Source organism: Stenotrophomonas sp. JAI102 (genome assembly GCF_013409105.1).
GTDB classification, from domain to species: Bacteria; Pseudomonadota; Gammaproteobacteria; order Xanthomonadales; family Xanthomonadaceae; genus Stenotrophomonas; species Stenotrophomonas maltophilia_AA.
Window position 1 is genome coordinate 22,241 of sequence record NZ_JACCCI010000002.1, and the last position, 22,759, is coordinate 44,999.

Annotated in this window: 8 protein-coding genes and 1 riboswitch; of the genes, 6 read left to right on the plus strand and 2 right to left on the minus strand. The window is 67.8% G+C overall.

Going from position 1 to position 22,759, the window contains the following annotated elements; all coding sequences use genetic code 11:
- The first annotated feature begins 36 nt into the window (after positions 1–36).
- The 4 genes from HDC96_RS08795 (at position 37) to HDC96_RS08810 (ending at position 14,913) form a co-directional block, all read left to right on the plus strand.
- Positions 37–786: a response regulator transcription factor gene (locus HDC96_RS08795; protein WP_179459675.1), complete on the plus strand. Its 750-nt coding sequence runs from the start codon at positions 37–39 to the stop codon at positions 784–786.
- A 198-nt stretch (positions 787–984) separates the two neighbouring features.
- Entirely contained in the window at positions 985–10,539 is a 9,555-nt protein-coding gene (locus HDC96_RS08800; protein WP_179459676.1) for an SdrD B-like domain-containing protein, read from the plus strand.
- Positions 10,536–13,892, plus strand: a complete 3,357-nt coding sequence (locus HDC96_RS08805; protein ID WP_179459677.1) for an Ig-like domain-containing protein — start codon at positions 10,536–10,538, stop codon at positions 13,890–13,892. The genes HDC96_RS08800 and HDC96_RS08805 overlap by 4 nt, the downstream gene beginning before the upstream one ends.
- A 10-nt stretch (positions 13,893–13,902) precedes the next feature.
- Positions 13,903–14,913 (plus strand): OmpA family protein, encoded by a 1,011-nt coding sequence (locus HDC96_RS08810; RefSeq protein WP_179459678.1) that lies wholly within the window; start codon positions 13,903–13,905, stop codon positions 14,911–14,913.
- 13 nt (positions 14,914–14,926) lie between these two features.
- Here the strand turns inward: HDC96_RS08810 and HDC96_RS08815 are convergent, their stop codons facing one another.
- Complete coding sequence (locus HDC96_RS08815) at positions 14,927–16,774, minus strand: GGDEF domain-containing protein (RefSeq protein ID WP_179459679.1); 1,848 nt, start codon at positions 16,772–16,774, stop codon at positions 14,927–14,929.
- 237 nt (positions 16,775–17,011) lie between these two features.
- On the opposite strand from HDC96_RS08815, the gene HDC96_RS08820 reads away from it, so the two are divergent.
- Complete coding sequence (locus HDC96_RS08820) at positions 17,012–18,385, plus strand: ATP-binding protein (protein ID WP_179459680.1); 1,374 nt, start codon at positions 17,012–17,014, stop codon at positions 18,383–18,385.
- A gap of 51 nt (positions 18,386–18,436) precedes the next feature.
- Complete coding sequence (locus HDC96_RS08825) at positions 18,437–21,886, plus strand: PAS domain-containing hybrid sensor histidine kinase/response regulator (RefSeq protein WP_179459681.1); 3,450 nt, start codon at positions 18,437–18,439, stop codon at positions 21,884–21,886.
- Positions 21,887–21,910: 24 nt separating this feature from the next.
- On the opposite strand, the gene HDC96_RS08830 is transcribed toward HDC96_RS08825, so the two are convergent.
- Entirely contained in the window at positions 21,911–22,489 is a 579-nt protein-coding gene (locus HDC96_RS08830; protein WP_179459682.1) for a manganese efflux pump MntP family protein, read from the minus strand.
- 16 nt (positions 22,490–22,505) lie between these two features.
- Positions 22,506–22,668: riboswitch (yybP-ykoY riboswitch) on the minus strand.
- Positions 22,669–22,759: the final 91 nt, after the last annotated feature.

Here is a 22,759-nt window from a genome sequence, read left to right on the forward strand (position 1 = left end):
CTAGACTGCAGGCCGGTGAAGGGAGACAGCGGTCACGTGACGGCAGACCAGGACAACCGCGGCGGCGCACAGCTGCCAGCGGCACACAAGGAACTGGACGGTTTGACCGTCTGGGTGGTCGAGGACGACCCGGAACTGCTGGCACTGATGCTCGATGACCTGCAGTGGCGCGGTGCCGGGGTCCGCGGTCTGGGCAGCGCCGAGGCGCTTTACCGCGCGCTGTTGCATGATCGCTGCGATATCGTCGTGCTCGATGTCGGCCTGCCCGGCGAAGACGGCTATACGGTGGCCAGCCACCTGCGCCAGGCCGCGGACATCGGCATCGTGATGCTGACCGGGCGTGGCAGTCCGCATGACATGGCGCATGGCCTGACCCAGGGTGCCGATGTGTACCTGGTGAAACCGCTGGATCTGGACGTGCTGGCCGCCGGGCTGCTCAGCCTGCGTCGTCGCTTGTCCGCAGGGCACCCCGCCGTGCAGATCATCACGGAGGTGCGGCGGGCCTGGCAGCTCTCTGCCGATGCCTGGACGCTGCACTCGCCCACTCAGCAGACGCTGGCGTTGACCGCCATGGAGCGTGCTGCGCTCCAGCGCTTGTTCGAGGCCGCGGGTGAGCCGGTCACGCGTGAGTGCCTGATCGACGACATCACCGACACCCCGTGGGATTTCGATCCGCACCGGCTCGACGTGCTGGTGCACCGGTTACGCGCGCGCGTGCGTGCCGCCACCGGTGCGGAGCTGCCGATCCGCGCCCTGCGTGGGCGGGGCTATCTGCTGACCGCCTGACCAGGCCTCCCATCCCGGCGTGAGCAAGTGTGAGCCAGCGTGAGCGGGCGGAACTGACTTGCCGATCCGGCACCACCACAATGCGCCCCGCCTGAGCGTGTCAATGACGACAGTCGTGCACGGCCAGGTCGCATCACGTCATGGGAGCGCAGCGCGTTCCCTCTGAAAGCAGCAGAGACCGGAACAGGGGAACAACGCATGTCCAGCCATAGCGATCGCGCAGCCATCTGCGCGGCGGTGACGCCGTTCGAGCGCGCAAACACATCCGCCCGCCTGGGCCGGTTGCGCGCCGCCCTGGCGACCCTGTTGCTGGCCCTGCCGTTGTCGGCGCTGGCGATCGATCTGCAGATCACCGACTTCTCCGATACCGGCTACGACCCGGTACCGGCGGGCACCACCGTGATCTACAACGTCAAGGTCGAGAACGGCGCCAATGACAACGCGCCCGGCAGCGTCACGATCATCGACCTGCCGGTCGGCACGGCATTGGGAAGCCCGGCACCGGCAGGCTGCAGCGCCTCGCCTGGCAGCGCCGGTACCACCCGCGTGGTGTGCACCAACCCGACCCTGAGCGCCTCCGGTGCGCCGTACCAGTTCAAGCTGCCGGTCGCCACCGTGCAGACGCAGCCGGCCACCATCACCCTGCATGCGGCGATCGGCTTCGCCGCCGCGCTGCCGCCGGCAACCACACCGATCGTGTTGTTGCAGGACAACGATCCGTTCTTTGCCGGTGACACCAATACCGGCAACAACCTTTCCAACCAGACCACCACAATCCAGGCCGCGGCCGATCTGGAGCTGAGCAAGTCCGCCACGCCCGACCCGGTGATCGGTGGCGGTGAGATCACCTACACCCTGACCGTCAAGAACAACGGCCCCAGCGTCACCACCGGCTTCCGCGTGGTGGACACGCTGCCGCCCAATGTGACGCTGGTCGGTGCACCGAGCGGTGCGGACTGGAGCTTCAGCGCACAGAACGGCACTTACAACGGCACCTTGGCCGTTGGCGCGAGCGCGAGCTATCAGTTCCGCGGCAAGGTCAACGTCGGCACCGGCAACATCGTCAATGCCGCGGTGGTCAACGCCGGTTCCGTGCCCGATGCGGTGCCGGACAACAATTCAGCGCAGGTGACCACCGCCGTCACGGCCGGTGCGGACCTGGCGATGTCCAAGTCGGTATCGCCGGCCCCGGCGGCGGCCGGCTCGATCGTCACTTACACCTTGACCGCACGCAACGACGGCCCCAGCGCCGCCAGCGGCGTCGTGGTCACCGATGCGATGCCCGAAGGCTTCGTGATCACCGGCGGCAACGCCCCCCCGGGCTGGACCTGCAACAACAATGCGGGCGCGACCACGCGCACCTGTACCTTGGCCGGCAGCTTCGCGCCGGGTGCCCAGGCGATCATCACCATCACCGCGCAGGTGCCTTCGACCGGTGCCAACAGCAGCGGCGTTGTCAGCAACACCGCGCAGATCAGCGCGACCACGCCGGACCCGGTGCCAGGCAACAATCGCGGCACCGTTGGCCTGACCATCATTCCCGATGGCGCCGACCTGCGCATGAGCAAGTCCAAGTTGCCGTTGCTGGTGCCGGTGTGGAACGGCACCGGCATGCGCAGCGACAGCATGATGACGTCCACGCTGGGTGTGCAGAACCTGGGGCCGCGCGCGGTGACCAGCAATCTGCAGGTGGTCGATACGCTGGCCCCCGGCGAGGAATGGGTGGACACCAGCGGGCAGCCGATCCTGCCCGGCACCTCGGTGACCGTGGGGCAGTGGAGCTGCAGCGTCGATCGCGTCTGGGCCGTCGGTCGGGCACAGACGGTGACCTGCACCCTGGCCACCGGCTACCCGGTGGCCGTCAATGCCAGCGCGCCTGCGCTGTCACTGCGGACCCTGGCACGCACCGCCGGCGCGCTGCGCAACGACGCCTGCACCGGTGGCAGCGGTGGCGCGCTCGAGCCGGGTACCGCCGGCGGCATCGATCGCGACCCGAACGACACCAATGACTGTGCAGGTGGCGAAAGTCGTGCCACCGATGACCGTGCCGACCTGTCCATCACCAAGCAGACCAACGGCGCGGGCGACACCGACAACATCATCCGCAACAGTGATGGCTCGGTGAGCTACACGCTGCAGATCCGCAATGCCGGTGCAGCCACCACCGGCGTGGTAGTGAACGATCCGATTCCGGGCTTCGTCACCGGGGTCACCACGGTGACCGCGGACACCATGCCGGCGGGGTGGAACTGCCGCCTGAGTGGCAGCGCGTGGGTGTGCGATGCCGGCGCCACCGTGCTGGCCCGCAACGAGACCGCGACGGTACGCTTCACCGTCAACCGTGGCCTGTTCGACAGCCAGAGTCAACCGGCTGGCGTCTGCGGTGGGCAGCCGCTACTGCCGGGCCGCTTCTGCAATACGGCCGGGGTGCGCATCAACCCGGCCATCGCCGGCGCGCTCGGCGAGATCGATCAGAGCAACAACACTGCCTCGGACTGGGTTCAGATCGATGCGGTCGCCAACGTCGCCACCACCCGCAAGGACATCACCTCGGGCACCCCGGGGCGTGCGGGCGTCAACACTACTTATCGCATCACCTACCAGAACATGGGTCCGTCGACGGCACGGGGCGTGGTCTTCAGCGACCTGTTCACGCTGCCCGCCAACGACGCCGGCTTCGTGCTGGTTTCGGCGCTGCGGACCGGCTCGGACGCGGGGGACAAGAGGTGCAACGTCAGCGCGCAGGATGCTTCGATCGGATCCGCGTCGGCGCCGGGCGGCACCTCCTGGTTCAACACCGGCGGTGCACCGGCCACGCTGCGCCTGACCTGCACGGCCAAGGACATGGCCAACAGTTCGACCGAAACGATGACGGTGGTGATCCGTCCGAACGTCAACAGTGGCAATACCGGACGCCAGTTCACCAACACCGGGGGCTTCCATTTCGACCTCAATGGCGATGGCACGCCGGATCCGTCCAGTGGCACCGATGCCAATGGCCGTACCTACGATTACAACAATCGCAACGACGACGACACCAAGGACGCCACCTTGCCGTTCGAAGCCGGTCGCGTGGACCTGATCGTCAACAAGATCGATCAGAACTTCGTCGGTGCGGTGGACCCGTTGGGCTTCGACTCCCGCGCCGGGATGGAGACCAACAACCACATCTACTACCAGATCAGCGTGCGCAACGCGGGCCCCTCGCTGGCCACGCACACGATGATCGATGACACCATCAGCCCGCCGCCCGGCGCCAGCGTCAGCCTGGTGGGCAGCCGCACGGGCACGGCCGCCGCGCCCCTTGGCGCGCTGGAGCCGGTCGGCAGTCGCTGCTCGGTGGCGGCCGGCAGCAGCAATCCCAGCAACGGGCCGCAGACCATTTCCTGCACCATGCCCAGTGCCGGGGTGAGCACGACGGAAGAGGGCATCATCACCGCCAACCAGACCAGCTATCTGTATCTGGTCTACCAGTACATGACCGCCCCACCGTCCACCGGCGAGACGCTGAAGAACGCGGTGACCGCGCGTTCCTCTGAGGCAGAGAGCGACACCAGCAACAACACCGCGACCCAGGAAACCAGCATCCGCACCCGCGCGGATCTGGAAATGAAGAAGTCCAGCGTTGTGCTTGCGCCGAGCGCCGACCCCAGCCAGGCCTTGCCGGCCGCGGCAGGCACGGTCAGCCTGCGTCAGCCGTTCTGGTTCGTCCTGGACGTGGTCAACCACGGCCCCGGACACAGCCTGTCGCGCGATCGCAGCGGCAGCAATCCGCTCAACGGCGATGGCGTGGTCGTCACCGACACCCTGCCGGAAGGGCTGGAAGTCCTTGGCGGAGCCGCCGCGATCACCTGGCAGAAGCTGGGCAGCACCAACGACAGCGGCGTGCAGACCACCGGTATCGGCAACTGCCTGCTGGCCGGTCGCAATGTCACCTGCCGTATGGGCGATCTGGCTCTGGACGGGCGCGTGCGGGTGCTGATTCCCGCGCGCTGGACCACCGTGCCGGCCAATGGCGCCGGCATCAATACCGCCAAGACCACCAGCGACCAGCTCGATCCGGAGCCGGACAACAACGAGGGCACCACCACGCACACCGTGGTGCGTTCTTCCCTGGCCGGCGTGGTATTCCAGGACCGCGACCGCGACGGTGCCAACGGTGGCACGCTGCAGAGTGGCGAGCCGCTGATCTCCGGCGTCACCGTGCACCTCAGTGGTGAAGATGCGTACGGCAATGTTGTTGCGCTGGATGCCACCACCGACGCGCAGGGCGCCTACCGCTTCGACAACCTGGCCCCGGCAGGCACCGCCGGTTACACCCTGACCCAGGGCCAGCCGGCTGCCTACGTCAACGGTCCGGTTGCGCCGCCGGCAACCGGCGCCCAGGCGCCTTCGGCCGGTGGTGCATTCGCCGCGGTGACGCCGCCCGCCAGCGCCGATTCGGTCTACACCACGATCGCGCTGGGCGCGGGTGTGGATGCGGTGCGCTACAACTTCCCCGAAGTGCGTCGCCCGTCGTTGTCCGGCTTCGTCTACGTGGACGGCAACTACAGCAACGTGCGCGATGCCGGTGATGCCCCGATCGCCAACGCGACCATCGAACTGCTCGATGCCACCGGCACGGTGCTGGACACCCGCACCACGGGCAATGACGGCAGCTACAGCTTCATCGCGCTGGACCCGTTGCAGGTCTATACGCTGCGCGAAGTGCTGCCGGATGGCAGCTATCGCAACCGCCCCAGCGCCATCAACCCCGGCCTGATCGGTGGGGCTGCCTGCGCGAGCTGCACGGTGGGCACGGGCGCGAGCGGCGATGCGCCCACGACGGACCGCATTGCCGGCATCGATCTGTCCAGTGGCGACGACGGTACCGCGTTCAATTTCGGCGAAGACGCGATCACGTCCATTTCCGGCCATGTCTACCTGGACCGCAACGGCAACGGCGACTTCGACGCGGGTGACGCCGGCGGCCGCGGCTCGCAGCCCAATGGTGGCCTGCTGGATGTCACCATCACCCTGACCGGCGCAGGCCCGGACGGCATCTATGGCACCGCCGATGATCTGCCGCCGGTCACCGTGCAGACCGATGCACAGGGCCGTTACACCTTCGAAAATCTGGTCGTGGGCCAGAACTACCGCATCACTGAAACGCAGCCCCCGGGCTACGCCGATGCGACCGAGAACCCGAGCAACCAGATCGACATCACCGCGCTGCCGTTGACCGGTTCCAGCGGCAATGACTTCGGCGAGAAGCTCGGCTCGATCGCCGGGTCGGTCTACGAAGATTTCTCCAACGTGGCCGCCAGCAACAACAACGGCCTCCGCGACAGCGGCGAGAACCCGATCGCCAACGTGATCGTGACGCTCACCGGTACCGATGTGCTCGGCAATCCGGTCAACCTGACCGCGACCACCGATGCCGATGGCGCCTACCGCTTCAGCGATCTGCTGCCGGCCCAGGCGGGCACCGGCTACACGCTGACTGAAACCCAGCCGGCCACGTACCTGGATGGCAAGCACACCGCCGGCAACGCCGCTACGCCGGGCAGCACCGCCGTGCCCAACGTGATCTCCGGCATCGCCATCAACGCGGGACAGGACGCTACCGGCTACCTGTTCGGTGAGCTGGCCAACGCCCCGATCAGCGGCACGGTCTACCTGGACCGCAACGACGATGGCGAGAGCAACGCCGGCGACGTCGGCATCCCCGGCGTGCAGGTGATCATCGTGGGTGCGGGCCCGGACGGTGTGTTCGGCACCGCCGATGACACCACCGAAACGCTGGTGACCAATGCCGATGGCCATTACAGCTATCCCGGCGCCGTGGCCGGCCAGGATTACCGCATCACCGAGACCCAGCCGACCGGCTTGGCCGAGGGGCGCGAAACCCCGGGCAACCTGATCACGATCACCAACCTGCCCGCGGCCGGCTCCACCGGCAATGACTTCGGCGAGCGCGCTGCTGCGCTCTCCGGCACGGTCTACCTGGACCGCAACAACAACGGCGTGCAGGACGCCGGCGAACCGGGCCTGCCCAACGTGCAGGTGCAGCTGCCGGGCGGCACCGTGGATGCGCTGGGCCAGCCGGTCGCGGCGATCGCGACCGATGCCGACGGGCGGTATCGCTTCGACGACCTGCTGGCGGGCACCTATACGGTGACCCAGCAGGCCGCGCAGCCGGTGTTCAACGGCGTCGCGACGATCAACGGCATTACCGCTGCCGGCATCATCGACGGTAGCCCGGTCGGCGCCGCCACCCCGGTGGCGAGCGTGCCCAGCGCGATCAGCGCTGTCGTGCTGCCGGCGGGCAAGACGTCCCTCAACAACAACTTCGGTGAAGTGCTGGCCGTCGCCGTGTCCGGCACGGTGTTTTTCGATGCCGACAACAATGGTGCGCAGAACGGCGCGGCCGAAACCGGCATCGAACGCGTCACCATCGAGCTGACCGGCACCGACGACACCGGCGCCAGCGTCACGCGCAGCGTGCAGACCGACGCCGAGGGTCGTTTCGCTTTCGCCGACCTGCGCCCGGGCACGTACACCCTGACCGAACCGCAGCAGCCGACCGGCACCAGCAATGGCATCACCACCGCGGGCACCGTCGATGGTGTCAGCAGTGGCACCGGCACGCCGGTGACCACCGTGCCCAGCCGCATCAGCACGATCGATCTGTCCACCCCGGGCAGCGCCTCGGTGGACAACCTGTTCGGTGAGATTCCGCTCAACAGCGGCATCAGTGGCAAGGTCTGGATCGACCGTAACAACGATGGCGTGGTTGACCCGAGTGAAACCGGTCTGGCCAACGTCACCATCACCCTGACCGGCACCGACCTGGTGGGCAATCCGGTCAGCCGCGACACCGTGACCGATGCCGAGGGCAACTACAGCTTCAGCGACCTGCCGCCGGGCACCTACACGGTGACCGAGCCGGACCAGCCGGCGGGCACCCGTGACGGCCGTACCGTGGCTGGCAGCACCGGCGGCACCGTGACCGCGCCGGGCACCACGCCGTCGAAGATCACCGGCCTGGTGCTGGGCGTGAACCAGCAGTCGGTGAACAACAACTTCGGTGAGATCCCGACCGGCAGCATTGCCGGCCGCGTCTACAACGACAGCAACGACAACGGCGTGGTCGACGCAGGTGAGGGCGGCATCGCCAACGTCACCGTGGTGCTGACCGGAACCGATGATCTGGGCCAGTCGGTCTCGATCTCCCTGACCACCGATGCGGAGGGCCGCTATCGCTTCGAAGAGCTGCGTCCGGGCACCTATACGGTGACGGAGCCGACCCAGCCGCCGCAGACCCTCAACGGCATCACCAGTGCCGGCGCCGTGGACGGCGTCGTCACTGGCCTGGCCACCGGCCGCGACACCGTGCCCTCGGCGATCAGCCAGATTGTGTTGCCGCTGGGCGGCGACTCGCTCGACAACAATTTCGGCGAGATCGGTGATTCACCGGACATGCTGGTCAGCAAGACCGCGGGCAGCACACGCTTCACCGTCAACAACATCGCCACGTACACCGTCCACGTGCGCAATGGTGGGCAGCAGCCGTCGCGTGGCGAGTACATCGTGCACGACCGTCTGCCGCAGGGGCTGACCCTGGCGGCGGCGCCGAGCGGGACCGGTTGGGTGTGCACCGGCGCGGTGGGCGAGACCCGCTTCAACTGCCGCAGCCAGCAGGTGCTGGCCGCCGGTGCCACCGCGGTGGACACCATCGAGGTGCAGGCACTGGTTGGTGCCGCCGCCGCAGAAGCTGGCACCGTTAACAATGCCGTGTTGGTCGAGGGCGGCGGCGAGAATGAATTCCGCGCGCCGACCCCGGCCGAGCGCAGCGCGTTTGAAGGCGATGTGACCCAACTGCCCGAGTGCGTGGAGGCCATCCAGTTCAACGCCTGTCGCGTGCCCAATGCCGTGCAGTTGGCCGCCTCGGTCGGCGGCACCGTGTGGTACGACATCGGCAGCGATGACCAGCTGCTGGACGGCGGCGACAAGCGGCTGCCATCGTGGATCGTCGAACTGGTCGACCCGGCCAGCGGCCAAGTGGTGAAGACCACCACGACCGGTGCCGACGGCAGCTACCGCTTCGGCGACGTGGTGCCAGGCGTGACCTGGAACATCCGCTTCCGCGATCCGACCTCCAACATCCTGTGGCCGAACCCGGTGACCCGCGAAACCGTGGCCGGGATCCAGGAAGCCTGCGATGCACCGGCCGCCATCGCGCGCGCCGGGGTCAGCGCCTGCCGGGTCAACGAGAACGGCCTCAGCCAGCTGGAAGTCGTGCTCCGTCCTGGCCAGCACCTGCCGCAGCAGAGTCTGCCGGTGGATCCGTCGGGCGTGGTCTATGACGCCACCACCCGCGACCCCGTCCCCGGCTCGATCGTGACCCTGGCGCCGGTCGGCATGTGTGCGGGCTACGACCCGCGCACCTCGGTGCTCAATGCGGGTAGCGGCGGCTATCGTCTGGAAGGCAGCGCGATCTCGATGACAGTGGGCAGCGAGGGCTTCTACCAGTTCGCCTTCGGTCCTGCCGCGCCGGCCCGCTGCGAATTCCAACTCACCGTGACGCCGCCGGGCAGCTATCAATTCGTGTCGACGTTGATCCCACCGCAGGGCGGCTCGCTGTCGCCGGCCGGTAGTGCCGGTGCCAACCATCAGGTGCAGCCGAATCGTCTGGCGCCAACCGGTGCGGTCGGCGTGGCGACGCAGTACTACCTCGGCCTGTTCGCCGGCTCGGACACGGCGGCCATCATCAACAACCACCTGCCGCTGGATACCGCGGTAGCGACCGGCCTGGCCATCAGCAAGAACGGCGATCGGCAGACCGCCGAGATCGGCGATACCGTGCAGTACACGATCACCATCCGTCAGACCGCGGGCAGCGCGCTGCGCACGGTCAACGTGATTGATCGCCTGCCGCGTGGCTTTACCTACATCGACGGCACCGCACGTGCCGACGGCCGCGCCGTGACCGATCCGTCCGGCAAGCCGGGCCCGTTGCTGGGCTTCGATGTCGGCCCGATCAGCGTCGGTGGCCAGATCGTGCTGACCTACCGCGTGCGGGTAGGCGTAGGCGCACAGCAGGGCGATGGCATCAATCGCGCGCAGGCGTTCGGCTGTTCCATCGCCGGCGGCTGTATCGATCCGGCGGCGATCACCCCGCTGCCGGGTGCCTTGCCCTCCAACCGTGCCGAGTACCGCGTGCGGGTCACCGGCGGTGTGTTCACCGATCAGGCCTGCGTGCTCGGCAAGGTGTTCGTGGACTGCAACAACAACCACGTGCAGGACCGCGAAGAACTCGGCATCCCCGGCGTGCGCCTGTACTTCTCCGACGGCACCTGGGTGATCAGCGATTCGGAAGGCAAGTACAGCTACTGCGGCCTGCCGCCGCAGAGTCACACGCTGAAAGTGGACGCCAGCACGTTGCCGCTCGGCGCGCGCCTGACCACCAGCAGCAACCGCAACCTGGGCGATGCAGACAGCCTGTTCCTGGATCTCAAGAACGGTGAACTGCACCGGGCTGATTTCATCGAAGGCAGCTGTGCCAACCCGGTGCTGGAGCAGGTCAAGGCCCGCCGCACCCAGGGTGAGGTGCGTGCGCCGGAGACCGAGACCGGGCAACCGCCGCTGCGTTTCGACAGCAAACCCGCGCGGGCGCCGCAACAGGCGACCGACTCGGCCAACCAGAGACCGATCGTGCATCCCAGAGCCCATCCGCCCGCTGCCGGCGCTTCGACGGAGGACCAGCCATGAGCCGCGTCTCGACGTTGTCCCGCCTGCCGCGCCTGAGCCTGCTCGCCTGCGCCCTGGCTGCGGTGCCCGCCATGGCGCAGAGCGTCGGCAGCCCGGGCCGCTTCACGCCGGTGCTCGGCGATGCCAGCACCTTGTACCCGCGCAGCCCGACCAGTACCGACGCCGCCCCGCGCGCGCTGGACAGCGCCGTGCCGGGCACGCTCGACCGGATCCTGGTCGAGCTGGACCGTGATGGCGTGCCAGCCGACGGCCAGAGCGCCGTGCATGTACGTGTGCAGCTGCTCGATGGGCAGGGCCGCGCACTGGCCGGTACCACGTACGCCACGATCGAGACCAGTGGTGGCCGCATCCGCCTGCCCGGCTCGCGCACCGATGAACTCGGTCCGGGCGCGCTGGACGCCGACAAGGTCACCCCGGGCATCCAGCTGCAGGTGGTCGATGGCGTGGCCGAATTCGACCTGCTTGCCCCGCATGAGCCGCAGGACGTGGTGCTGCGCATCACTGCCGGCGCCGAGACGGCGCAGGGCACGATCGGGTTCCTGCCGGAAATGCGTGAGCTGCTGGCCACCGGTCTGATCGAAGGCGTGGTCAACTTCCGCCGGCGCAGCAACGCCGGTTTGATCTCGCCGGTGGAGCATCACGATGCTTTCGACCGTGACATCCGCCGCTGGGAACGCCAGTTCAACAACGGCAAGGCCAATGCGGCCGCGCGCACCGCGTTCTTCGTCAAGGGCCGGATCAAGGGCGAATATCTGCTCACCGCCGCCTACGACTCGGACAAGGACACCCGTGGTCGCCTGCTGCGCGACATCCAGCCGGAAGAGTTCTATCCGGTCTACGGTGACTCCTCGCTGCGCGGCTTCGATGCACGTTCGGCCGAGCGTCTGTACGTGCGCATCGACAACCAGCGCAGCTACCTGCTGTACGGCGACTTCCAGACCGGCGACACGCTGGCCACCGCAACCGGTATTGGCGGCAGTGGCGCGATCCCGCAGCGCAGCCTGGGCACCTACAACCGCACCGCTACCGGCCTGGGCTGGCATTTCGAAAGCGAGCGTGTGCGCAGCAATGTGTTTGCGATGCAGGATTCGCTGCGCCAGGTGATCGAGGAGTTCCGCAGCCAGGGCAGTGGCCCGTATGCGCTGCGCAACAACGCCGTGCTGGAAGGCAGCGAGCGGGTGGAGGTGATCGTGCGCGATCGCAACCAGCCTACCCGCATCACCTCGGTCCGCTCGCTGGCGCGGTTGGTCGATTACAGCTTCGAGCCGTTCTCCGGCCGCATCCTGCTCAATCAGTTCCTGCCGGCCTTCGACAGCGATCTCAATCCGGTGTCGCTGCGTATCACCTATGAGCTGGACCAGGGCACCGAGAAGTTCTGGGTGGTCGGCGCCGACGCGCAGGTCAAACTCACCGAGCAGCTCGAGGTCGGCGCGGCGGCGGTCGATGACCGCAATCCCTATGCCGAGTTCAAAATGGGCAGCGCGAACGCGAGCTACCGGTTCGGCGCCAACACGCTGCTCGTCGCCGAGTTCGCGCGCACCCGCAGCGAGGTCAATACCAACTCGATCAACCAGATCACCTCACAGGGCCTGAAGGACATCACCGGGGAAGTCGAGGGCGATGCCTGGCGGGTGGAGTTCGCGCACAGCGCCGACAAGCTCGACGCCCGCGTGTTCGCCGCACGTACCGATCCGGCCTTCAACAACCCGGCTGCCCCGTTGTACGGTGGCCGTGGTGAGTACAACGCGCGGTTGGCGTACCAGGTGGGCCCGCGGCTGGAACTGTATGTGGAAGGCCTGCGCAGCGAGGACCGCAATCCCGACGGCGGCAAGCGCGATGCCGGTGGCGCCGGTGTACGCATCGGTGCTACCGAACGGCTGACCGTTGACCTGGGCGTGCGCAGCATCCGCGAGACCATCGGCGTGACCTCGCCGTGGTCGTCCGGGGTGCCGTTCGGCAATGCTGGCGGTCTCACGGGTGGCTTTGCGACCGGATCGGGTGGCGGTGCACTGGGCTACGGCCAACAAGCGCTGGATCCGCTGACCGGCCTGATGGTCATCAACGGCAGCAGCAGTGGCAGCCCGATCACCAGCGACCTGCCGGTCGGCACCGAGCTGGAATCGGACAGTGCCCGGTTCGGCCTGGGCTACCGCATGAGCGATCGCCTCAGCGCGGGTGCGGAAGTGGAGCACAGCGTCAGTGGCGAAGATCGCAAGCGGCTGGCCGCCGGCCTGGATTACCAGGTGTTCGAACGCAGCCGTGTGTATGGCCGCTATGAGAAGCAGACGGGCCTGACCAGCGCCTACGGCATCACCACCACCGACCGCGAAGCCGATGCGCTGGTGTTCGGTATTGATAGCAGCTACCTGCGCGATACCCAGACCTTCAGCGAGTACCGCCTGCGCGACTCGATCAGCGGCCGCGATGTGCAGGCCGCCTCGGGTATCCGCAACAATTGGGACATCCGCGAAGGCCTACGCCTGGCCAGCTCGGCCGAGCACGTCAAGGTGATCGACGGCAGCACCGGGGACAGCACCGGCTTGGCGCTGGCGCTGGACTACAGCGCCAACCCGTTGTGGCGCGGTGCCATCCGCGGCGAGCACCGCATCTCCGAGGACGTGCCCGATACCCAGACCAACGAAGCGTTCAACACCACCCTGCTGCAGTTCATGCTGGCCCGCAAGCTCAGCCGCGACTGGACCCTGCTGGCCCGCAACTACCTGCTGAGCACGCGGTACGACGCGCGCGGCGATGTGCTTCAGGATCGTTTCCAGCTGGGCGTGGCCTACCGCGATACCGACCGCAACCGGATCAATGCGCTGGCCCGCTACGAGTACAAGCTGGAGCGCGATGAAAGCGGCTTGACCCTGTCCGATGGCAACACCATCGACGGCAGCAGCCAGGACGTGCGCACCCGCGCGCATATCGTTTCGGCGCATGCCGACTGGCATCCGTCGCGACCGTGGTGGTTCACCGGCCGCGTGGCCGGCAAGTGGCAGCAGGACCAGTTCGCCTACACCGATAGTGCACGGGTCAATAGCCGCTTCCGCGCGCTGCTGTTCTCCGGCCGCGTGGTGTATGACATCACCGAGAACTGGGACATCGGCGTGCTTGGCTCCACTTTCCGCGGGCAGAGCGGTGCCAACCAGTACGCCTACGGCATGGAGGTCGGCCGCCTGCTGCGGCAGAACCTGTGGCTGTCGGCCGGCTACAACTGGAGTGGTTTCGCCGGCGATCGTGATCTGAATGGTTACGAGTACACCCAGCAGGGCGTGTTCCTGCGCCTGCGCTTCAAGTTCGATGAAGACCTTTTCCGGCCGGACCCCGTCCGCTACCGCGACCCGGCACGCTGAGGATGCCCTGATGACGACTCTTTCCCCGTTTGACCGTATTGCTCCGTCGCTGCTTGCCGCGGCCCTCCTGGCTGCCGTGGCCGGGCCCGCCGGCGCGCAGCAGGCGCAGTTGTTGCCGCAGCAGCAGCGCATCACTGATGAGGCGATCCATGCCGACCATGGCACCTACGAGGCCACCCAGGGCCGCATCCAGGCGCTCAATGACGGTGGGCGCCCGATACGCGACTATCACCTGTCCAAGGCGCAGTGCTGGCTGGATGTGTCCTTCCACGAGTACAGCCGCAATGATCGCAGCGCGTTCCCACAGCAGGCGCTCACCGAATCGGAGCGGCTGATCGTCGGCATGGAGCAGGGGGTCTCGCCGTTGCCCACCGACACTCCGCTGGTGAACAACGCCAAGTACCTGCGCGATGATCTGTGGCAGCGCCTGCGGGTACTGCACGGTTCGCCGGGCTTCATGTGTGCCCAGCAGCAGGTCGCCTGCGGTGAGGTCGAGCTGGTGCACGCCGGCAACGAGTTCAATCAGCAACAGTGGCGCCATTCCAAGCCATACATCCAGATCGCCGAGGAACTGGTCAATGACGCCGAGGCGCTGGCCCGACAGTGCGATATCGGCCCGGCCCTCGCTAGTGCGCCGGGCCCACTGGTGGCCAATGTGCTGTTCGAGTTCGACCGGGACACCTACCGCGACATCCGCACCTACTCACTGGAGAGCGTGGACCGCGCGCTGGCCAGCGTTGCCGACGAGTCGCTGCAGTTGCACGGTGTGACCCTGGTTGGGCATGCCGACCGCATGCAGGGCCGCGGGTTCGATGCCAACCAGGCGTTGTCCGAGCGGCGTGCCCGTACCGTGCGCGAGCTGCTTATTGGCCGGGGCGTGGATCCTGCCCACATCCGCTATGAGTACAAGGGCGATACCCAGCAGGTGCAGCAGTGCGATGGCGTGCGCCCGCGCGCGGCGCTGCTGGAATGCCTGCTGCCCAACCGCCGGGTGGAAGTCCGCTTCGACGTGACGCGCTGATCGCAGGGCGCGATCAGCGCGGCTGACCGGTGCCGGTCTGCACATCCTGATCGACCGGGGTGCGCGCGGGCTCCGGGCGTGGCGGAAGCCAGGCCATTGGCCGGCTTCCCGCCAGTGACAGCCAACCGCTGGCCATTGCCTTGGCGGGGTCGTGGAGCAGGCTGTACAGATCGACATCGCGGCCAGCCTCCTCACCCCACAACATGGCCCAGGCATTGTGACCACTGCGACGGACGCTCTGAAGCGCCCGATCGGCAGCGCGCAGGCTGTCGTCGAGCGCATCCGGCGCATGCGCGAACAGCGGCAACGGTGCCATGCCGATGCTCGCCGTCGGGGTCAGGTGCTGGGCCGGGCCGATGTCCACCACAAGGCGCTCGATCGCGGCACGCAGATGGCTCGCCAGCGCCTGAGCGGCAGGGGCAGCGGTATCGTGCCGGACGACCAGGAAGGTGGCGCCCCCCCACCGGGCGATCCGGTCATGGCGGTCGCAGTGCCGGCGCAGGCACTGGGCCACGGCGCGCAACACGGCATCTCCCGCCACCTGGCCATGCTGCTCGTTGAGTGCCTTGAACGCATCCACTTCCACCAGCATCACCACGCTGCGCTGGTCGGCGACGCACTTGGCGCGTTCCGCGGCGAGCAGTAGTTCGGCCTCCCGGCGGTTGACCAGGCCGGTCACCCAGTCGGTGCTGCTCAGCTCGGTGAGGCGACGTCGTTGCCGACGCATGCGCAGCACGATGAACGTGGCGATGCCTGCCACCATCAACAAGGCGACCAGTGCGGCATTACGCAGCACCCGCACGCGGTCCAGGTCCTGCATGGCATGGATGTCGGCCGGGTTGATGCTGCGTTCGGCGGTCGCCTGTAGCTTGGCGAGCTGATTGAGCGTCTCCCCTTTGCTGCGCGCTCGATCGATATCACGGGCCTGGCGCGCATACTGCAGGGCCTGCTCGCGGTTGCCCAGCAAGGTATGGATATCACCGAGCAGGTCCAGCCCGCCACGGACTTCATCGGTGAAATGGCCGCGCTCGGCCTGCTCCTGGGCTTCTTCCGCCAATGGACGCGCCGCCTCCGCACCGGCCCGCTCCAAGGTGAGCCGGGCGAGCCGCTGGAGGGTGACCACCTGGCCCTGCGGGTCCTGCGCCGCCTGCCAGGCCAGGGCCCGGTGCAGCCCTGCTTCGGCGGCCGGCAACTGTCCGCGCAGGCGTTGGATCTCAGCGCGATGACTGACGATGCGGTGCAGGAACAGATCCTGGCCGCCCACGCGCATGCCGATCGCCTCGGCTCGGCTGAAGGCCGTATTGGCCTCTTCAAGCCGCTGCATCTGCAGCAGTGCATACCCGAAGTTGTAGTACAGCACCAGATCGCCGGGGTTGGGCGGCCGACGCATATGCTCGCTCAACACGGTGGCTTTCTGCAGGTAGGTCAATGCGCCTTGCGCGTCGCCCATCGCGTCGCCGCGGATCATGGCGATCTGCATCAAGGCACCGATCTGGCCCTGGATGTCGCGTTGGCGGACGGCATCTTCCAGGAAGCGGCTGGTCAGCTCCAGTGCCTGGCCATGGTCGCCGCGCCACAACAGCAGGTGCGCGGCGATGGAATGAGCGCGCAGTTGGTCCTCGGCCGTTGCATCAGGGCGCGCGGCAGCGGCCAGCAGCCGGTCGGGCAATTCCATGGTCTGGTCAAGGTGGCCCTGGGAGCGCAGCGCCGCACCCAGGCACCCCAAGGCACCGATCTCGATCGAGGTGGGCAGCGCGGGCGCGCCGAGCAACGAACGCGCCATCTGCAGTGACGTGCGCGGCGCGCTGGTCAGCAGGCCGTGGCACTGTTGTACCTGCGAGGTCAGTGAAGCGCTGTCCATGGGGTGCTGCGCGAGCGCGCATGGTGCAGCCAGCCAGGACAGACAGACGAGCGCGGACAGCCTGCGACGGACAAGGGACAACGTAGGCATGAGGACAGCGACTTCCCGGTCGAATGCGGACGGACGGCAGTGCGGCATGTTCCTGGCGACACGAGCAGCGACGCTGCCGGATCACACGCCGCTAATATACCCTCCTTGCTGCCGGACGCTGTCGCTCCGGCCTGGAGCCTGCCGCGCATGCCCATACCACCACCGCACACCCGGAATGGTTCCACTTCCGTTGCGGCGCCGCAGTCGCTGGGCCGCCGTACGGACGCGATGCTGCGTGGCCTGCTGCACATGGTGGGCCTGTTCCATCTGTTGATGGCGGTCTGGATCGCGCTGCGCATGGGGATGGGCCTGGACCTGATGGTGCCGGTCATCGGCGTGTTGCACGCGTTGCTGTGCCTGCTCTGCCTGCTGCTGCAGCGGGCAGGGCGTCCGCTACCCGCGGCGAGCCTCTTTGTTGGCGGGCAGCTGCTGCTGCTCACCGTGACCTATGCGTACTGGGGGCTGGCGGCACAGCTTCGACTGCAGCTGGTGTTGCTGCTGCCGGTGATGCTGGTGGCGGCCGTACTGGGCAGGCGTCCGCTGTGGTGGGTCACCGGCGCGGTGTGCGTGCTGATCGTGGTCGGTGCGTGGGTCGATGCGTCCAGCCTGATGTTCCGCCCCGATCGCCTCTTGCTCGCGGTGAATGACCTCGCGGTCTGCATGTTCGCCACGTTGATGGCCGCCTGGTTGCTGCATCACAGCGTCACCGGCCTGCGTGAGAGCCTGCAGGTGGCGCGGGAGCACGGTCGCGATCTGGCCCGCAAGCGCGATGAGCTGCAGGTGGAGATTCAGGAGAAGCAGCGCTCGCGGGACCAGTTGGTGCACGCGATGAAGATGGAGAACGTCGGCCGACTCGCCAGCGGCATCGCGCATGACTTCAATCATCTGTTGGCCCTGATCCAGAGCTATATCGCCAAAGCCAGGCGCAGCCAGGCGGGTGAGCTCCAGGTGGCGCTGCAGGGGGCCGACGCCGCGGTGCGGCGCGCGACGGCCGTCAGCCGCCGGTTGCTGGATTTCAGTCGGCTGGAGCAGAGCCGGCCGCAGCTGCTGGATGTCGCGGCGACGATCACGGCGATGGCACCTACCCTGCAGCAGGTGTTCGACGCGCGGGTGCAGTGCGAGGTGGACAGCGGTCAGGTGCAGTGTCTGATCCATTTCGATCCGGCACAGCTCGAGTCGATCCTGCTCAGTCTGGCGGTAAATGCCAACCAGGCCATGCCGGAGGGCGGTCATTTCAGCCTGGTGGTCGCGCAGCCCTCGCGCATCGACGAGGTGGTCATCCAGGTCAGCGACAGCGGCCACGGCATGAGCGATGAGGTGCGTGCCCGCTGCCTGGAACCCTTCTTCACGACCAAGCCGGTCGGGCAGGGAACGGGACTCGGGCTGGCCGTCACCGCGAGCCTGGTCGAGGCGGCCGGTGGGCATATCCAGGTGGAGAGCGGCAAGGACCGTGGTACCCGGGTCAGCATCCGTCTGCCGACCCGGCCGCTGGCGACGGTGCCGGGCCGAACCGGGCCGTGACCGAGGCCGCCCAGCCGCTACACTGCGGGCTGCTCTCGCGGAAACAACCCTGTGGTTTCTAGCTGGATCCTGCTGCTGGTCTCGGTAACCTACGCCGCGCTGCTGTTCGCCGTGGCGTGGTGGGGCGACCGTCGCCCGATGTATCCGAACCGGCCGTGGCTGCGGCCGGTGGTCTACAGCCTGGCGTTGGCCGTGTACTGCTCGTCGTGGACCTTCTACGGTGCGGTGGGCACGGCGGTACGCAACGGGATCGGCTACCTGCCGATCTACCTGGGGCCGCTGCTGCTGTGGGTGTTCGGCTGGCGCATCATCGAGCGCTTGGCGCTGATCGCCCGCAGCCAGAACGTGGTCTCCATCGCCGATTTCATTTCCTCGCGGTTCGGCCGCTCGCGCCGCCTGGCCGCGCTGGTGGCGGTGATCGCACTGATCGGCATCGTGCCGTACCTGGCCCTGCAGTACAAAGCCGTGGCGATGAGCCTGCAGGTACTGACCGGCAACGTCGGCCCCACCGGATTCTTCACCGATCCTGCGCTGTACGTGGCGCTGCTGATGGCCTTGTTCGCCACGCTGTTCGGCACCCGCCAGGTGGATGCCACCGAGCATCATCACGGCATGATGCTGGCGATCGCGCTGGAGTCGATGATCAAGCTGATCGCGATGGTCGCGCTCGGCCTGTTCGCCTACCTGTGGCTCAACGACCGCACCGATGCGGTGATCGAGTCGGCGCATACGCTGTTCACCGGCTTGCCACCGGTCGGCTTCATTTCACAGACGCTGCTGAGTTTCCTGGCGATCATCTGCCTGCCGCGCCAGTTCCACGTGGCCGTGGTCGAGTGTGGCGACGTACGCGACATCCGCCGCGCGCGCTGGATGTTCGGTGCCTACCTGGTGATCATCTCGGCGATGGTGATCCCGATCGCCACCGCCGGTGTGACCCTGTTCGGCACCGGTGGCAGTGTCGCCGATGACAGCATGGTGCTGGCGCTGCCGCTGGCCGAAGGCCGCAAGTTCCTGGCGCTGGTCGCCTATGTCGGCGGCTTCTCGGCGGCCACCGGCATGGTCATCGTGGCCTCGATCGCGCTGGCCACCATGGTCAGCAACGACCTGGTGATGCCCGTCCTGCTGCGCCGCAGTGGCGACCATCAGGAAGCGGCGGATGTCGCCTCGCGCGTGCTGTGGATCCGGCGCACCGCGATCCTGCTGCTGGCGCTGGTCGCTTACAGCTATTACCGCGGCAGCAGCAATGACAGCACCCTGGCGTCCTATGGGCTGATGGCATTCGCGGCGGTGGCGCAGTTCGCGCCGGGCCTGATCGGCGGGCTGTACTGGCGCGGTGCCAGCCGCCGGGGCGTGGAAGTCGGCATGCTGCTCGGCTTCGCCACGTGGGTCTATACGCTGTTGCTGCCTGCGCTGACCCACGCCGGGTGGATGGACGAGGCCTGGCTGGTGCAGGGGCCGTTCGGGATCGGCTGGCTGCAGCCGCAGCATCTGTTCGGCATGAGCGGCTGGGACCCGCTGACCCACGGCACGTTCTGGTCGCTGCTGGTCAATGTCGCGGCGATGGTGCTGGTCTCGGTGCGCTGGCGCCCGGGCGTGGACGAGCGCCTGCGCGCCGCCCCGTTCCTGGACCCGTACGCGCAGCGGCCCTCGGTGGCCGGCGCGTGGCCCGGCAACGTGCATGTGGGCGACCTGCTGGCGCTGGCCTCGCGCGTGGTCGGTGACCGCCATGCCCGCCGCTCCTTCTTCGAGCAGGCCCAGTCGATGGACCGTGAGCTGCAGGCCTCGGCGCCGGCCGACCGCGCCTGGGTGCAGTTCACCGAGCGCCTGCTGGCGGCTTCGATCGGCGCGGCATCAGCGCGCCTGCTGCTGACCAGCCTGCTGCGCGGCTCGGGCATGGACCTGGGCGAAGTGGTCGCGGTGCTCGACGAAGCGGGGCAGGAGCTGCGCTTCAACCGCGAGATCCTCTCCACCACGCTGGAGAACATCAGCGCGGGGGTCAGCGTGGTCGATCCGGACATGCGTCTTACCGCGTGGAACCGCCGTTACCAGCAGATGTTCGGATACCCCGATGGGATGCTCTACGTCGGCCGGCCGGTCGCCGACCTGATCCGCTACAACGCCGAGCGTGGCGAGCTGGGCGAGGGCGACATCGAACTGCAGATCAACCGCCGCATCGGCTACATGCGCGCCGGCTCGCCGCACATCTTCGAGCGCACCCGCAGCGACGGCAAGGTGATCGAGATGCGTGGGCAGGCCCTGCCCGGCGGCGGCTACGTCACCAGCTACAACGACATCACCGATTACAAGCACGCCGAGCGCGCGCTGCTGGAGGCCAACGAAACCCTGGAGCAGCGCGTGGCCGAGCGCTCGCACGAAGCCGAGGTGGCGCAGCAGTCCAAGACGCGCTTCCTGGCCGCGATCAGCCATGACGTGCTGCAGCCGCTCAATGCCGCCCGCCTGTTCGCCTCGGCGCTGCGCGAGAGCCACCACAACAATGAAGAGCAGCGGCACCTGGCCGAGCGCGTGGACGCATCGCTGCGCGCCGCCGAGGAGCTGCTGGACGGCCTGCTGGACGTCTCCCGCCTGGACGCCGGTGGGCTGCACCCGGTGATCGGCGATTTCGATGTCAGCCTGCTGATGCGCGAGCTGGCCGCGCAGTACTCGCCGGTCGCCGCCGGGCGCGGGCTGCGCATGGACCTGTTCGCGCGGCCGGCCTGGGTGCGCAGCGATCGCCGCCTGCTGCGGCGCGTGCTGCAGAACTTCCTGGCCAATGCGCTGCGCTACACGCGCCAGGGCCGCATCGTGCTGGCCGTGCGCCATCGCGGGCCGGAGGTGGAGCTGCAGGTGTGGGATACCGGCCCCGGCATTCCCGAGCATCACATGCAGCAGATCTTCGATGAGTTCCACCGCTACCAGCAGCCGTTCGACTGGGGGGAGCAGGGCCTGGGGCTGGGACTGTCGATCTGCCAGCGCATCTCGCGCCTGCTCGATCACCGCCTCAACGCGCGCAGCCGGGTCGGCAGCGGCAGCATGTTCTCGATCCTGCTGCCGCTGGTGGCCGCGCCGGCCCTGCCGACGGCGACCGCGCTGCCGGCACCGAGCCCGGTCACCCGCGCGGATTCACTGGCCGGCATGCGCGTGCTGTGCGTGGACAACGACCAGGAGATCCTGGACGGCATGCGTGCACTGCTGGGACGCTGGCAGGTGCAGGTGATCACCGCCAGCACGGTCGACCAGGCGCTGGAGAAAGTGGTCGAGCGGCCGGACGTGATGCTGGTGGACTACCACCTGCACGACCGCCTGGATGGGCTGGACACGCTGGTGGCGCTGGGCCAGAAGGCCGGACGTGCGATTCCCGGCGCGCTGCTCACCGCCGATGGGCGCGATGAGCTCAAGCGGATGGCACGCGACCGCGGCTACCGGTTGTTGACCAAGCCGATCAAGCCGGCCTCGCTGCGCGCCTTCCTGGCCGCCTTCCACGACACCCGCGGCGATCTCTAGCCGCGGGGCCGTGGCGGAGGCCGGTCAGGCGATGGCGCCGCTGAGGTGTTCGTACAGGATGGTCGAGCCGATGATGATCAGGATCAGGCCGCCGATGATCTCGGCACGCTTGCCGACCATGCCGCCCAGCACGCGGCCGAGCATGATGCCCGCGGTCACCATGGTCAGGGTGCACAGACCGATGATGAGTGCCATCACGCCGATATGCACGTCGAGGAAGGCCAGGCCGATGCCGACCGCCATCGCATCGATGCTGGTGGCAAAACCGGTCATCGCCAGGCGCCAGAAGCCGTGGTGCTTGCTGGTGTCTTCGTCCTCGGCCCCGTCATCAGGGCGCAGGCCGTTGATGATCATGTGCACGCCCAGCGCACCGAGCAGGCCGAACGCGATCCAGTGATCGAAGGCTTCCACGTACTGCAGTGCGGCGCGGCCGAGCAGCCAGCCGATCACCGGGGTGATGCCTTCGATGACACCGAAAATCAGGCCGGCGCGCAGCGCGTCGGAGAAGCGCGGTCTGCGCATGGCCGCGCCTTTGCCGATCGCCGCGGCGAAGGCATCGGTGGACATGGCAAAGCCGATCAGCAGGATCGAAACAGGCGACATTTGGGTACGCGGCAGGTCGGGCGATGGCGAGCAACGGACCGCGAACGCGCCCAACCTGTCGTTGCGCACGCGGACCGCTGGTCTCGCCAACCAAGATGGCTGCCCGCACCACGGCGCACTGGCCGAGTATGTTGATGCGGGCGATTCCTTCAGCAGGAATCCGGCTACTCCCCAAGGGGACGCGAAGCTTAGCACCGTGGGTGCAGCGAGGAGCGTTCAGCGCGAATTGCGCAGGTAACACTGGAATTCATAGCTCCGGCTATAACGCCG

What these genes read in the sequence shown, in the direction of transcription:
- HDC96_RS08800 (WP_179459676.1), top strand. Translation starts at nt 985, where the DNA reads ATGTCCAGCCATAGCGATCGCGCAGCCATCTGCGCGGCGGTGACGCCG.
- HDC96_RS08820 (WP_179459680.1), top strand. Translation starts at nt 17,012, where the DNA reads ATGCCCATACCACCACCGCACACCCGGAATGGTTCCACTTCCGTTGCG.
- HDC96_RS08810 (WP_179459678.1), top strand. Translation starts at nt 13,903, where the DNA reads ATGACGACTCTTTCCCCGTTTGACCGTATTGCTCCGTCGCTGCTTGCC.
- HDC96_RS08805 (WP_179459677.1), top strand. Translation starts at nt 10,536, where the DNA reads ATGAGCCGCGTCTCGACGTTGTCCCGCCTGCCGCGCCTGAGCCTGCTC.
- HDC96_RS08815 (WP_179459679.1), bottom strand. Translation starts at nt 16,774, where the DNA reads ATGGACAGCGCTTCACTGACCTCGCAGGTACAACAGTGCCACGGCCTG.
- HDC96_RS08830 (WP_179459682.1), bottom strand. Translation starts at nt 22,489, where the DNA reads ATGTCGCCTGTTTCGATCCTGCTGATCGGCTTTGCCATGTCCACCGAT.